Raw genomic sequence first — 15,080 nt, 5'->3', positions numbered from 1 at the left:
TATCAGCAGGAATTCTCAAATGACTAAATATCAAAATAGTTAAATGGCTAAATGACTAAATTTTTTCAATAATCATCGCGCTGGCGCCGCCGCCGCCGTTACAGATAGCAGCCAGGCCATAGCGGGCATTATTTTCATGCAGGATGGAATTGAGCGTTACCACGATCCTCGCGCCACTGCAACCGATCGGGTGTCCCATAGACACCGCGCCGCCCCATACGTTCACTTTCTCCAGCGGCATGTTCAGGTCTTTCGCATTGGCAATAGGCACACAGGAAAAGGCTTCGTTCACCTCTGCGAAATCCATATCGGAAATTTTCAGGTTGGCCTTGGCCAACGCTTTCTCTGCGGCTTTTACCGGCGTGGTGGTAAACCATTCCGGCGCCTGGTTGGCATCGGCAAAGCTGATAATTTTAGCCAGCGGCTTCAGGCCCAGCTCTTTCAGCTTCTCTCCGCTCACCAGCACCACGGCAGCAGCGCCGTCGTTGATGTTGGAAGCATTGGCCGCCGTGATGGTACCGTCTTTCTGGAAGGTAGGTTTCAGCGTGGGCACTTTTTCAAGGATCACCTTTTTGTAATCTTCGTCTTCTGATACGGTCACCACCGTTTTACCGGGCACTTCTACCGGCACCACTTCCTTTTTGTAATATCCTTTCTCCCAGGCTACTGCCGCACGGCGATAGCTTTCAATAGCGTAAGCGTCCTGGTCTTCCCGGGTGATCTTATATTTTGCGGCGCAAAGTTCAGCGGCATTGCCCATATGGAAATCCTTGTAAGGGTCCCAGAGGCCGTCGCGGATGATCGCGTCCGTAATAGTGCCATGACCGAGTTTGTAACCGGTGCGGGCCTTATCCAGGTAATAAGGGGCATTGCTCATGCTCTCCATACCACCGGCCACCACGATATCATTTTCTCCCAGCTGGATGCTCTGGGCGCCCAGCATAATGGCTTTCATGCCGGAGGCACATACCTTGTTGACGCCCGTGCAAGGCACCGTATCCGGCAGGCCCGCACCCAGACCGGCCTGCGTGGCTGGCGCCTGGCCCAGGTTGGCACTGAGCACATTACCCATATATACTTCATTCACTTTAGCAGCATCGATCCCTGACTGCGCCAGTGCAGCTTTGATAACGGCAGAACCCAGCTTTACAGCCGAAACGCCGGACAGCGTACCATTCAGGCCTCCGATAGGCGTACGGACTGCGGCTACTATAAAAACTTCTTTCATCTGTTTAATTAAGATTGATTTGGCTTGTTTGGATAATCTACCAAATATAAGAAAACCAGATTTGGAAAAAACCGCAGGCGAATAACGATTTTTGAGCGAAAAACAGCAAAAACTGAAAGCTGTTTAATGTATCGCCGGGTATAGGTGGTCCGCCGGCGTGAAATGCCGCCTTTTATTGAATACTTACCAATTGTTTTTGCCCCGGTTTCCCAGCTCCGGAGAAATTACCGTATGTTTGCAGTTGCATTGATCAGACCGTGATATCTCAACAATCCATACAACAGATCCTCAGCCGCATTGACATTGTGGAGATCGTGGGTTCTTTTGTGAAACTGAAAAAACGGGGCGCCAACTACATGGGGCTTTGTCCGTTTCACAACGAGAAATCCCCGTCCTTCACCGTATCTCCCAGCAAGGAGATCTACAAATGTTTTGGTTGTGGTAAAAGCGGCAACGCCATCAGCTTTGTCATGGAGCACGAGAAGTACTCCTATGTGGAAGCCATCAAATGGCTGGCGCAGAAGTACCAGGTAGAGATCGAAGAGACAGAGGTAAGTCCCGAGCTGCGGCAGCATCAGCTGATGTCCGACAGCCTGTTCATTATCAACAGCTTCGCCCGGGAGTATTTCACCGATACCCTGTTCAACTCGGAAGAGGGACAAAACGTGGGGGTCAGCTATTTTGAAGAACGCGGTTTCACGGAAGAGACGATCCGCAAGTTCCAGCTGGGGTATTGTCTCAATACGCGCGACGCCTTCGCCCAGACAGCCCTCGCCAAAGGCTACAACCTGGAGTATCTCCAGAAAACGGGCCTGGTGACCATCCGCAACGAGCAACCGGCCGACAACTACCGCGGCAGGGTTATCTTCCCGATCCATAACCAGTCGGGCAAGATCCTCGGCTTCGGCGCCCGTATCCTCGTCAAATCGGACCGCGCGCCCAAATACATCAACTCCCCCGAAAACGAGATATACGTCAAGAGCCGGGTGCTGTACGGCACCTATTTCGCGCGGCATGCCATTGACAAACTCAATGAATGCCTGCTCGTGGAAGGGTATACCGACGTGATTTCCCTGCATCAGGCAGGGGTGGAAAACGTGGTCGCCTCCAGCGGCACCTCCCTCACGCAGGACCAGCTGCGGCTCATTAAAAAATACACCAACAACCTCACCATCATCTACGATGGCGACAGCGCCGGTATCAAAGCAGCGCTGCGCGGCCTCGATATGGCCGTAGAGGAAAGCCTCAACGTAAAGCTGGTACTGCTGCCCGATAAAGAAGACCCGGACAGTTATGTGCAACGCATCGGCGCGGCCGCCTTCCGTACGTTCATCGAGGAGAACAAGCAGGACTTCGTGCTGTTCAAGCTGCAGCTGAGCATGCAGGAAGCCGGTAATGACAGTAATAAAAAATCACAGCTGGTCAACGAGATCGCGGAAACTATCTCCAAAATCGACAAGGCCGAAGATTTCACCCGTCAGCAGGATTATATCCGGCAGTGCAGCCAGTTGCTCAGGATCGATGAACAGGGCCTGGTGGCGCTGGTCAACAAGTTCATCCGCGAAAGACTGGTAAAGCGGGAGCAGGCCCATGCCCGCAATACGCCGGCGCCGTCCGAACAGGACGATGTGCTCAGCGAAGAGGCCATCGCCGCCATGGAGGCCGCCGAAACCGGCGTTTCCATTTCCTCGCTGCTCAACAGGGATGAAAAACAGGAGAAAGAGCTGGTGAAAATACTGCTGCGTTTTGGCGACAAGCCTTTCAGCGAAGAAGAGAACAGCACGGTGGCCGATTATGTCTTCCATCTGCCCTATGACTTTGAATCGCTGGCCGACAGTGAGATGGTGAAACGTATCCTGCGGGAATACAAACAGCTGTATGATGAAGGCAGCCTGCCGGATAAAAAATGGTTCCTGTACCACCAGGACCCGGAGATGAGCAAGTATACCGCGCTGATACTGGAAGATAAAGAAGCGGAGCTGAGCACTAACTGGAAGGAGCGGTTCGAGATTGATACCGTTTACGGAGACAATGCCTACCTGAAAGACACCATATCCACTACCAACTATCTGATCCTCCGGAAGATCAAGAAGCTGATCACGGAAAACCAGGAAGAAGCAGAGAGAGCCACCGACATGGAGCAGGTGATGCGCTGCCTGGAGATGCAGGTGCACCTGAAAGCCCTGGAGAAAGAGCTCACCCAGGGCCTCGGTACTGTTATTTTCAAATAAACTTTATTGGTTGCGTTCCCATACCTGGAAGGAGAAAGGATATTCGTCCTTTTCGTCCGCCTCATGGCGTTCATCGCTGACGAGCGTCCATTCGCTGCCGTGTATGGCAGGGAAAAAAGCGTCTCCCGGCACAACAGCGTATACCCGTGTGAGGTAGATGCGGTCAACCAGGTGCCAGGCCTGTTCAAATATCTGGGAACCACCGGTGACAAAGAGCTCATCGCCTTCGAAGGTTTTTGCTTTGGCGATGGCTTCGTCAACAGAAGACACCACATACACGCCGTCGGGCTGGAAATCCGTTTGCCGGGTGATGACGATGTTCGGTCTTCCGGGCAGCGGCTTACGCAGTGATTCGAACGTTTTTCTTCCCATGACAATGGGTTTGCCCAGCGTAGTGCTTTTAAAGTACTTCAGGTCTGTCGACAGGCGCCAGGGCAACTGGTTGTTGATGCCGATCACGTTGTTTTCGGATGCGGCCACTATAATGGATACCCTCATATCAGATCGCTACGGGTGCTTTGATAGCAGGATGAAACTGGTAGTTTTGCAGTTCGAAATCCTCAAATTTAAAGGCGAACAGGTCTTTCACTTCCGGGTTTATTTTCATGACCGGCAGGGGGAAAGGCGTTCTGCCCAGCTGCAGTTGCGCTTGCTCCATATGGTTGCTGTACAGGTGCACATCGCCGAAAGTATGGATAAAATCGCCCGCATCGAGGTCGCATACCTGCGCCATCATCATGGTCAGCAGCGCGTAGGAAGCGATATTGAAAGGTACGCCGAGGAAAACGTCGGCGCTGCGCTGATACAGCTGGCAGCTGAGTTTGCCCCTGGTTTCCCCTTTGGAAGCGTCGGGAGGCGTTACATAAAACTGGAAGAGGCAGTGGCAGGGGCTGAGCGCCATTTTAGGCAGGTCGCCCACATTCCATGCGTTGACAATGATACGACGGGAGTCCGGGTTCTTTTTGATGGTGTCTATCGCAATGCTGATCTGATCGATCACCTCTCCGGAAGTCGTTTCCCAGCTGCGCCACTGTTTACCGTATACCGGTCCCAGATCGCCGTTTTCATCCGCCCATTCGTCCCATATGCTGACGTTATGTTCTTTCAGCCAGGCGATATTGGTATCGCCTTTCAGGAACCATAACAGCTCATATATAATGGATTTCAGATGTAACTTTTTGGTAGTCACCAACGGAAATCCTTCGCTGAGGTTGAACCTCATCTGGTATCCGAAGCAGCTGGTGGTACCGGTGCCGGTGCGGTCGGTTTTAACAGCGCCTTCCTTAATAATATGTTGCAGTAAAGTGAGATATTGTTCCATAATCAGGCGGCAAGTTACGAGAAAAATATAACCTAAATAAGTCAAATAAAAAAGTCAAAGTCAGTCTGAATTTTCGTAAACTGGCGTCCAAAATAGCCAGAAGTTACAACAGCATTTTACAGGAAACTACGAAGACTACGAAGACCACAAAGATCACTGCCGGACGGTGCGCCACGATATTGAAAAGCCTGATATAAGCCTCCCGGCAGCAGACAGATGATAAGATTCAACCAAAATCAAACTCGAACGCCATATTTCCCCATTCACCAAAATCTTAATTACGCTAACGTGATTACGCCATCATTTTAATCTAAACCAATTCGTGCTATGCTTCTACCAAAATCCAGCATGCTGGTGCTGCTTTGCTTATGCAGTACTCTTGCCTTATTTGCGCAACAGAACATCTCGGGCAGGATCAAAGATGCCACCAATGGCAATGCCATTCCCGGCGCTACCGTGCGCGTACCCAACAGCAATAAGGGTACCATTACGGACGCAGACGGTAAATACATGATCAGTGTGCCGGCCTCCGTTTCCCGGCTGGTCGTGAGCTACACCGGCTACAAAACGCAGACCGTGTCTATCCCTCCCGGCGCCACTACCCTGAACGTATCACTGGAAGAGGATTTCGCCCGGCTGGACGAGATCGTGGTGACCGGTTTGGCGACCAATATCAAACGCAGTAATCTGGCCAACGCCGTGGCTACCATTTCAGGTAAGGAACTGAATGGCGTGGCGCCGGCCCAAACTTTTGACGCCGCCCTCAGTGGTAAAGTGCCCGGCGCGCTGATCACCGCCAACTCGGGCGCTCCCGGCGGCGGTATCTCTGTAAAGCTGCGCGGTATTACCTCTGTGTTCGGCAACTCTCAACCGCTGTATGTGGTGGACGGTATCTTCTTCAACAACAGCAGTATCCCCGCCGGCCTCAATGACGTCACCGGCGCCGCTACTTCCGGCAACCCCAATAACCAGGACAACCCGTCCAGCCGTATCGCGGACCTGAACCCGGAAGACATTGAAAACATAGAAGTGCTCAAAGGCGCTTCTGCTGCCGCCCTGTATGGTGCCAAAGCAGCAGCAGGCGTAATCGTGATCACCACCAAGAAAGGTAAAACCGGTAAAACAAAAGTCACCTTCAACCAGGAAGTAGGCTTCGCCAAAGTACGCCACCTGGTCGGTGTACGTAAATTTACCGCCGAAACAGCCGCCGACCTGGGAGGCAGCGCTACCAGCGCCGATCCGGATGTGATCGCAGCCCGCGCCGCCATGAAAGCCCAGTTCGAAGCCGCCCAGGCTGCCGGAAAAATTTATGACTATGAGAAAGAAATCTTCGGCGAGACCGGCCTCATTCTCAATACCGGCGTATCCCTCAGCGGCGGCTCCGAAAAAACCACGTTCTACCTGGCCGGCAACCGCAGGCAGGAACAGGGTATCGTTAAGAACACCGGTTATTTCAACAACTCATTCCGCCTGAACATCAACCACCAGATAAATGATCGTTTGTCCGTTGGCGTTACTACCAATTATATCAACTCCAGCGCAGACAGAGGTCTTGGCAACAACGATAACAACGGCGTGTCTCTCGGCGTAGCCCTTTCCACCACACCGGGCTTTGTGGAACTGCATCCCAATGCCCTCGGCGAATACCCGCGCAACGCATTTGCCGCTTCCAACCCGATAGAAACACGCGACAAAATGATCAACAACGAAGGCGTGAACCGCTTTGTAGGTGGCGGCAACATCGAATACCGCATCCAGCAAAGCGAACGTTCCACCACCAAAGTAGCAGTCAGGGCCGGTGTGGACTACTTCAACCTGAAAACCATCGCCGTATTCCCGCGCGACCTGCAGTTCGAGGAAAAAGCCCAGCAAGGTCACTCCATCCAGGGCAACACCAATAACATCAATACCAACATCCTGGGTTTTGTGGCCAATACCTGGACTCCGGGCGAAAAACTCAGTCTTACCAGCACTGCGGGCGCCACACTGGAAACAGGTTATATGGACAACATCGTGACCGTAGCCACCAACCTGGTGTCCGGTCAGACCAACCTCGATGCCAGCGGCAACACCAACACCCGTCAGTTCCGGCAGAAATACCGGGACAATGGTATTTTTGTGCAGGAAGACCTCTCTTTGATGGACGCCTTCACTATCAGTGCCGGCGTACGTTTTGACCGTTCCACCAACAACGGCGACTATCTCAAATACTACGTGTTCCCTAAAGGCGCTTTCTCCTGGAACATCAGCAAAATGCCTTTCTGGCATGTGGACAAAGTGGACAACCTGAAAGTTCGCATCGCCTATGGCCAGTCCGGCAACGTACCGCCTTACGGCAGTAAATTCACGGGCATGCTGGGCAGCAACATCGGCGGGTTCCCCGGCGTACTGGTAGACAACCTGCTGGGCAATCCGGACATCAAACCGGAAAGACAGTCAGAACTGGAAACCGGTCTCGATGTCAGCATCCTCAACGGCCGTGTATCGCTGGAAGCTACTTACTATAACAAACGCATCTACGACGTATTGTTAAGACACGCTATTCCTTCTTCCACCGGCTACGCCACAGAATGGAAGAACAGCGGCGACCTTACCAACAGCGGCATAGAACTGGGTCTGACCGTTATCCCTGTTAATACCAGCAACTTTAAATGGACCTCCAATATCAACTGGTGGCGGAACCGCTCCAAAATGACCAAGCTGCTTATTCCGCCTTACGCCATTGGCGCGTTTGGCGCGTCACTGGGCACTTTCTACCTGGAAGAAGGCCAACCGGTCACCCAGATCAAAGGTATTGTAGACAACCAGCTGAAACTGATCGGTAATTCAGAGCCGAAGTTCCAGATGAGCTTTTATAATGATCTGACCTTCCTCAAAAACCTGTCGCTGCGTTTCCTTATTCACTGGAAAAAAGGGGGCGACAACATCAACCTGAGCCAGTTGCTGAACGACGGCGGCGCTACCTCACCTGACTATGATGAGATGATCAACGGTATGAAACTTGGCGTATACAGGCCGGGCGCAGGAGCGGGCGTATACCTGCAGGACGCTTCCTATGTGCGTATCCGTGAGATCGGCCTTTATTACAATGTTCCGCTGAAGAACACCAAAACCGTTAAAGGTATCCGGCTGGGTGTTTCCGCCAATAACTTTTTCACCTGGACTAATTATGTGGGGTATGATCCGGAAGTGTCCAACTTCGGCAGCAACACCATTACCACTGCGCAGAGCCGCGGCAGTAACGGTTTGTCTACCGGTGTGGACGTAATGCCTTTCCCGTCCAACAAAAGGGCCAGCTTCCACATCGGCGTCGACTTCTGATCATTATCTGACTATCAAAACTGAAACAAATGAAAAAGCTTATTATATGCCTGTCCGGCGCCCTGCTCGCACTAAGCGCCTGCCAGAAAGGAGAAATCAACAGTCTGAATACGCCGGTGGTGGGCGGCATCGTGGTCAACCCCAGCCGCAGCGACCTCTTTAACCTGGTTACCGGCGCAGAATCCGGGCTCCGTAACAACGCCGGCACATATCTCGACGGCGTAGGCGTGATGGGCCGCGAGGAATACCGATTCTCCGGCTCCGAGCCCCGGTGGACCACCGACATGCTGGGTGGCGGCTCCAAACAACTGGACAACAACACTTTCTATATTACTAACCCATTTGCCGCCCGTTACCAGGTGGCCCGCCAGTGTTTTATCCTCATGCAGGCGCTGAAAACCACCCGTGCGGAAGTGGCCAGCGATGCGCAGAAAAAAGCCTTTCAGGGCTTCGCAGAAACGTTGATCGGTTACCAGTTGCTGATGAACATCAATATGACCGATTCCAACGGCGCCAGGATCCCGGTGGCCGACAACGCCAACCTGGGCCCTATCATTACCAATCCGGGCACCGTGCTGGATTCCGTGATAAAATTCCTGGATGCCGGCAAAACAAGCCTCACCGGGTCTGACGTGCTTTTCCCGCTCTCCGACGGGTTCAAGGATTTCAAAACGGCTGCCGGCCTGCTGAAATTCAACCGTGCCATTGCAGCGAGGGTGCATATTTACCGTAAAAACTGGGCTGCCGCGCTGACCGCCCTGAATGAATCTTTCTTCGACCTGAACGGATCTTTCACCATGGGGGTGTACAGCACCTACTCTACCAATGGCGGCGATCAGATCAACCCTATGTACCTGCAGCCCAATGCTACCGGTGAAGTAAGGGTGGCGCATCCTTCATTTGCTACCGACATCGTCCCCGGGGATAACCGCCTGAGCACCAAAACGGCGCTCCGTAACGCCCCTGTGAGCAGCGTGGGACTTACCGGCAACCGCGATCTGACGTTATGGCCTACGCTCAGCAGCCCTATCTCCATCATCCGGAATGAAGAGCTGATCCTGATTTACGCCGAAGCCAAAATACAGCTCAACCAGCTCCCGGATGCTATCGTGGCGCTCAACAGGATCAGGACCGGCCATAACCTGCCGCCTTATGCAGGCGCCGCTACACAGGACGCGCTCATCAACGAGCTGCTCTATAACCGCCGCTACTCCCTGTTTATGGAAGGCCACCGCTGGATAGATATGCGCCGGTACAAACGGCTTAACCAGCTCCCCATAGACCGCACCGGCGATGACGTATGGTCAAGGTATCCGTTGCCGATGAGCGAAACAAACCAGTAATTACCATCAGGAAAAAGATAAAAAGCGAAAACCGCCTGATACAATTATCAGGCGGTTTTCGCTTTTTATCTTTTTGTTTGGCGTATGATTATATTCCTCTTCTCTTCATTTCTTTTCTTATGAGCGACAGTTCGCGGCCCATCTGGCCGGCGATGGAGGTGTTTTCCTGTGCTCTGCGGATGAGGTAGGGCATTACGTCTTTCACGGGGCCGTAAGGCAGGTATTTGGTGACGGTATAGCCGGCGTGCGCCAGGTTGAAGGTGATGTTATCGCTCATGCCCAGCAGCTGTGAGAAACTCACATGCGGGTGGTTATGCGGAATATTTTTCTCGTCCATGGTACGGGCAGCGAGCATACAGCTGTTCTCGTTATGGGTACCGATAAATACACCCAGTTTATCGAGATGATTGAGACAAAACTGTACAGCAGCGTTGTAATCTTTGTCGGTTGCTTCCTTGCTGGGCTGGATAGGCGTCGGGTAGTTATTTTCCGCGGCGCGTTTGTTTTCCTTTTCCATGTAGGCGCCGCGTACCAGCTTAGCGCCGAGGAGGTAACCTTCTTTTACCGCCTTTTCCAGTGACTGCTGCAGGAAAGGGAAACGATCGTGGCAGTACATCTGGAAGGTATTGTAAACGATCACCTCATTGCGGTTGAAGAGCGACATCATTTCATCCGTCAGGTCGTCGACCGGTTTCTGGATCCAGGATTCTTCCGCATCGATCAGCAGGCCGACTTTATACTGGGCGGCTGCTTCTGCTACGGAATGCACACGGGACCGCACGCGGATGTATTCCTGCTGCTCCTGCGGGGTAAGGGTATCGCCGCGGTGCACTTTTTCCAGCAGTTCAAAGCGTGCGAAGCCGGTGATTTTGATGGCGATGAACGGGATGTCCGGTTTGCTGGCCGCATACTGGATAGCGCGGATGAATTCCGGTACCGCATGATCATAGCTTTCCTCCCCTTCCATGGCTTCCACGCCATAGTCGAGCACTACGCCCACATGGTAATTTCCCAGTTGCAGCGCCGTGTGTGCCGCCTCGTCCAGGGTCTCCCCTCCGCAGAACTGGGAGAATATGGTGCTTTTGATAATGCCTTTGATCGGTAATCTGAGTTTGAACGCCAGCGGAGTGAATACTGCGCCCATTTTGACCAGCCATGGCTTTCCGATGTTGCTGAACAGAAAGTTGGCTTTTTTTAACGCCTTGTCGGTCTTTGCCTCGAATGCAATAGCCGTATTATCGAATGATAAAGTTAGCTGCTTTTCCATGGGGCGCAAAGTTAGGGTGCACCTGCGTTCTAAACAAAAATCATTATAATATCAGCAGATATTTTTAATAGCATAAACGGAAATTGTCTATTGCTTCTCAAAAATTGTTACCCCCGGAAAAGTGGGCTGTTCCGCAGTGGAATTTAATCGCTGCCATTCTATCAAATATGTTTTTATCAGCATATAAAATCTAAACATAATACCGAAAAAAATACCGCGAGGGCACCGGCGGGCCCGGGAATTGACTGTTGAAATCTTGCAGCGACCGGTTAATTTTACTTATTTTTAGGCTTTTCTGCAGACAAACACCCGGAAATATGAAGAAATCCCGTACTTGGCTTTATGCATTGATTTTAGTGGCCTTAGGCGTCGTTGTTCTACTGACCTGGAAACTACGGGAGCCGGCAGCGCCGAAAACGCCGGCAGAAATTGTTGCCGCATTGCAGGTACCGGGCGTTCAGTACCAGCAACACAAGGGCAAGACCGGCGTCCGTACGGAGATCACTTTGCCGGACAGCACGGCGGTGATCCTGAACTCCACGTCTACCCTGTATGTTCCGGCCGATTATGCGTCAGGCCACCGCTCGGTAGTGCTGGACGGGGATGCTTTTTTTGAGGTGAAGCCCGGCAAAGACAGCTTTACCGTCACCAGTTCCATTCTCAAAGCCACCGTGCTGGGCACCTCTTTCCGTATGCGTTCCTTCGCCAGCCAGCAGGGAGCCACCTATTACCAGTTGACAGGTTCCAGCCGGGTGGGCAAATCCTATCACTCCGCTACCGACAACCAGCCGGAGGTGCTGGAACGCGGGCAAATGGTGCTGGCCAACCGCGAGATAGACCTGATGGAGAAAGAAACCTATCAGCCGGATGAACTGGAAACCTGGCTTTCCGACATCCTCAGTATCAAAAATGCCAATCCTATGGCCGTGTCCCGCACGCTGGAGGACTGGTTCGGTGTGGAAGTAGAGATGCGCGGCGATGCCTCCAAAGCCCGCGTTATCACGGAAGCCCTCTATTTCAACGCCACCCTCGAGGATGTGCTCAATGATCTAGGCAACCAGCAGGGCTTTAAGTATAAGATTGATCAGAACAAGGTGATACTCAATTTTTAGTATATCCCTCAACGTTATACAGGCCCGGTGTACCCACACCGGGCTTTTTATTGCTGTGATATAACGGCCTGCACCGCCGACAGTCCGTGCGCGATTCACGTGACATTTTTGTATTTTTAGTACAACCAAAGCGCTCCGTTTATGAAAAAGCTATCCTTACTGCTGCTGATGCTGGGCAGCGCCCTCGGACTGTCGGCACAGACAGCGCCGTGTTGCCATACAGACGCCGTAACAGAATTTACCGGGCTTGCCAACCGGGAAGACTTCCGGATGGCCCACAAAGACCCGCTCCCCTACACTTACCAGGGAACAGCCGGTACCGAAGTCAGCTTTCAGGCGCCCGACGGCAAAACAGCCTACGGCTTCCTGTTTAAGGCGAAGAAGCCTACCGATAAGTACCTGTTCGTATACCAGGAATGGTACGGCCTGAACGACTATGTAAAAAAAGAATCCGAAAAACTTTACAACGATCTGGGCGGGGCCGTGAATGTGCTGGCAGTGGACATGTACGACAAGGTAGTGGCCACCAACCGCGAAGAAGCGGCCAAAACAATGCAGTCAGTCCCCCGGGAACGCCTGAAAGCGATCATGGAAGGAGCCCGCGATTATGCCGGTAAAACCGCGCATATCGTCACACTGGGCTGGTGCTTTGGCGGGGCGATAGCGCTGCAGTCAGCGTTGCTCAACGGAGACAGGAACCTTGGCTGTGTAATGTATTACGGCATGCCGGAAAAAGACGTGAATGCGCTGAAACAGCTGCATGGGCCGGTATTAGGGCTGTTTGCCAATAAGGACAAAGGCATCACCCCACAGGTGGTAGATGAGTTTGAACAAAACATGCAAAAGGCGGGTAAAACGCTGACGGTTAAACGTTACGATGCAGAGCATGCGTTTGCCAACCCCAGCAATCCGATCTATAACAGTGAAGCCACGAAAGATGCGTATACGCATACGTTGGCTTTTCTGAAGAAACAGTTTAGAATTTAGGGATGTTTTGATTTACGATTTTTTGATTTTGTGGATTGAATATAAAGAAGACCGGCACGGTAGATTATGGAGCACCCTTGAAAGTGTTTAAACAGTAAGAAGGCACCATATAACCGCTACGGTCTTTTTACACGTTTCTATCGTCACGAAATCAAAAAATCGTAAATCAAAAAATCTCTAAATCGCCCCGAGGCGCAGCAACAGCTCTTTCGACTTTCTCACCCCTTCTTCTTCAGACAGGCGGGTACCTTCATACTCGATACCGATAAAGCCGCCTTTATAGCCGGCATCTTTTACGATCTGCAGCATGCGTTTATAGTCGATGGTGGTTTCATTGCCGGCATCATCGAAATCGTAGGTCTTAGCGCTGACGCCTTTTGCAAAGGGCATCAGTTCCGTAACCCCTTCATAGCGGTCATATTCTTCGAGGCAGGTAGTTTTAGCCCAGGCTTCCGGTGTGTTGTTTTCCGGTTTGCTTCTCTTGATGCAGAAGTTGCCCAGGTCCGGCAAAGTGCCGCAGTTAGGCATGTTCACGGTTTTCATGATATTGCTCAGCCACTTGCCGTTGGAAGAAAAGCCACCGTGGTTTTCCACGATCACGTTGATGCCGTGGTCTTTTCCGAAAGCGGACAGTTTGGTCAGTGATTCGATCGCCGCTTTAGCTACTTCTTCCGCTTTACCTTCACCGGCAGCGTTTACGCGGATAGCGTGGCAACCGAGGAATTTCGCCGCTTCCACCCATTTGTAGTGGTTTTCTACCGCCTGCATTCTTTTTTTAGCATCGAGGTCGCCCATTTCACCTTCACCGTCGCACATGATCAGGACGCTGCTTACGCCGTTGTCGTCGGCGCGTTTTTTCATGTCGGCCAGGTAAGCCTGATCTTTCGCTTTGTCTTTAAAGAACTGGTTTACGTATTCCACGCCGGTGATACCGAATTCATTTTTAGCGCGGGCTGCAAAGTCGAGGTGGTTCATTTTTCCGGCAAAGAGGGCCTGATGGAAAGACCATTCGGCCAGTGAAATTTTGAAGAACAGTTCCTTCGCTGTTTCTGTACCGGCGCCTGGTTGCGCGGTGCTGTCCTTATCCTTTTTAGTGGACTGCCCTTCATTGCAGGCTGCCAATACGGATGGCAGGAAACCGATGCCCATCGTGTACAGCCCCATTTGGCGCAAAAACTGACGGCGGTTGTTGATGTTACTCATATAACGTGGGTTTTTAAAATTAAGAGTGTCTAAAAATATTGATTTCAGCGGGGTAAAGCAAGTTTGTTGCCAGAAATGATAAAAAAGCCCGGAGCATATGCCCCGGGCTGTGTTTTTATGACAAACAAATTTTCAGTTATTATTATCGAGAAACTGTATCACGCCACGGATCACCGGTTCCTGTCGCATGATACGGAAATGCCCTTCCCCGGTGATCCGCAGCGTGCGGATAGCCGGGTATTGTTCCACAAAAGCGGTGACTTCTTTTTCATTCACCAGCGTGTCTGTAGTATCGTACGCGAAAAATATTTTGTCCGCCTTGATCTGGTTGATATAGCGGTGAAGGTCCATGGTTTCGAGATCGTCGCGCAGCCGTTTGTGTATCAGCCGGCGTAATGGCGGCATTACCACAGGATGTATCCGGAACAGCTGCAGCGCCTCATTAAAAAAAACAGGAGCGCTGAGCGCACAGCTCAGCATCACCAGCCGCGGTACCGCTACCGTTTTACGGGAGAGAGTCAGCGCAGCGTTCAGGCCTCCCAGTGAGTGCCCGATAATGGCATACAGCGGCCCTACCTGTGCGATCACCTGTTCCAGCACATGTCCCCATTGCACAAGATTGGTCCGTTTACCGGCGGAGCCGCCGTGTGCCGGCGCATCGTAGGATATCACTTCATATCCCTGCTGCAACAGCGTGTGGATAAGTTGTTTGAAATGGAACGGGCTGCCGCCCCAGCCATGTAACAACAATATTTTCTTGTCCGAACTGCCCCAGCGATACGTTGTAATGGCCAATGGCCGTTCATCGAAAGGGTAACGGGTAACGGTCAGCTGATGGCGCTTGGCCGTATCACGCAGCTCCAGATGAGACGAGCGGATTTTAGTTCCGGGCGGCGTGCAATACAAGCGGTAAAACAACCGGGCGGTAAGCCCCGGAAAGGGTTTACTCATACCGGATAGCAGGAAGGCTGTCATCCGCAATGACAGCGGTAAAACCTGGTGTTGCATTTTTCAGACCGATTGGTTTATTATTTGGACTAAAAAAATCACTGTGGAAGATGCCCTGC

Annotated in this window: 11 protein-coding genes; 5 read left to right on the top strand and 6 right to left on the bottom strand. The window is 52.0% G+C overall.

Features of this window, described 5'->3' with window-relative positions; translation table 11 throughout:
- Window positions 1-55: 55 nt before the first annotated feature.
- On the bottom strand, window positions 56-1,228 hold the full coding sequence (locus tag HF324_RS08060) for an acetyl-CoA C-acyltransferase (protein WP_168811209.1): 1,173 nt from the start codon (window positions 1,226-1,228) through the stop codon (window positions 56-58).
- A gap of 257 nt (window positions 1,229-1,485) precedes the next feature.
- Between HF324_RS08060 and dnaG the strand changes: the two genes are divergently transcribed.
- A complete protein-coding gene (gene dnaG, locus HF324_RS08055) occupies window positions 1,486-3,459 on the top strand; it encodes a DNA primase (protein WP_168811207.1) in 1,974 nt (657 codons plus the stop codon).
- A 3-nt stretch (window positions 3,460-3,462) separates the two neighbouring features.
- Here the strand turns inward: dnaG and HF324_RS08050 are convergent, their stop codons facing one another.
- Window positions 3,463-3,957 (bottom strand): dihydrofolate reductase, encoded by a 495-nt coding sequence (locus HF324_RS08050; protein ID WP_168811205.1) that lies wholly within the window; start codon window positions 3,955-3,957, stop codon window positions 3,463-3,465.
- Window position 3,958: 1 nt separating this feature from the next.
- A complete protein-coding gene (locus tag HF324_RS08045; protein WP_168811203.1) occupies window positions 3,959-4,780 on the bottom strand; it encodes a thymidylate synthase in 822 nt (273 codons plus the stop codon).
- Window positions 4,781-5,107: 327 nt separating this feature from the next.
- Here HF324_RS08045 and HF324_RS08040 point away from each other — a divergent pair, with 327 nt between their 5' ends.
- Window positions 5,108-8,101 (top strand): SusC/RagA family TonB-linked outer membrane protein, encoded by a 2,994-nt coding sequence (locus tag HF324_RS08040; RefSeq protein ID WP_168811201.1) that lies wholly within the window; start codon window positions 5,108-5,110, stop codon window positions 8,099-8,101.
- A 29-nt stretch (window positions 8,102-8,130) separates the two neighbouring features.
- Window positions 8,131-9,444, top strand: a complete 1,314-nt coding sequence (locus HF324_RS08035; RefSeq protein ID WP_168811199.1) for a RagB/SusD family nutrient uptake outer membrane protein — start codon at window positions 8,131-8,133, stop codon at window positions 9,442-9,444.
- An 88-nt stretch (window positions 9,445-9,532) separates the two neighbouring features.
- Here HF324_RS08035 and HF324_RS08030 read toward each other — a convergent pair whose 3' ends face one another.
- Complete coding sequence (locus HF324_RS08030) at window positions 9,533-10,711, bottom strand: proline dehydrogenase family protein (protein WP_168811197.1); 1,179 nt, start codon at window positions 10,709-10,711, stop codon at window positions 9,533-9,535.
- A gap of 317 nt (window positions 10,712-11,028) precedes the next feature.
- On the opposite strand from HF324_RS08030, the gene HF324_RS08025 reads away from it, so the two are divergent.
- On the top strand, window positions 11,029-11,823 hold the full coding sequence (locus HF324_RS08025; RefSeq protein WP_168862254.1) for a FecR family protein: 795 nt from the start codon (window positions 11,029-11,031) through the stop codon (window positions 11,821-11,823).
- 141 nt (window positions 11,824-11,964) lie between these two features.
- Window positions 11,965-12,810: a dienelactone hydrolase family protein gene (locus HF324_RS08020; protein ID WP_168811194.1), complete on the top strand. Its 846-nt coding sequence runs from the start codon at window positions 11,965-11,967 to the stop codon at window positions 12,808-12,810.
- A 177-nt stretch (window positions 12,811-12,987) separates the two neighbouring features.
- Here the strand turns inward: HF324_RS08020 and HF324_RS08015 are convergent, their stop codons facing one another.
- Complete coding sequence (locus HF324_RS08015) at window positions 12,988-14,013, bottom strand: sugar phosphate isomerase/epimerase family protein (RefSeq protein ID WP_168811192.1); 1,026 nt, start codon at window positions 14,011-14,013, stop codon at window positions 12,988-12,990.
- Window positions 14,014-14,145: 132 nt separating this feature from the next.
- Entirely contained in the window at window positions 14,146-15,021 is an 876-nt protein-coding gene (locus HF324_RS08010; protein WP_168811190.1) for an alpha/beta hydrolase, read from the bottom strand.
- Between the last annotated feature and the right edge of the window lie 59 nt (window positions 15,022-15,080).

It is taken from the genome of Chitinophaga oryzae (assembly GCF_012516375.2).
GTDB lineage: Bacteria > Bacteroidota > Bacteroidia > Chitinophagales > Chitinophagaceae > Chitinophaga > Chitinophaga oryzae.
The sequence above is the reverse complement of the archived record's forward strand: the minus strand, read 5'-3'. Positions and strand labels throughout refer to the sequence as shown.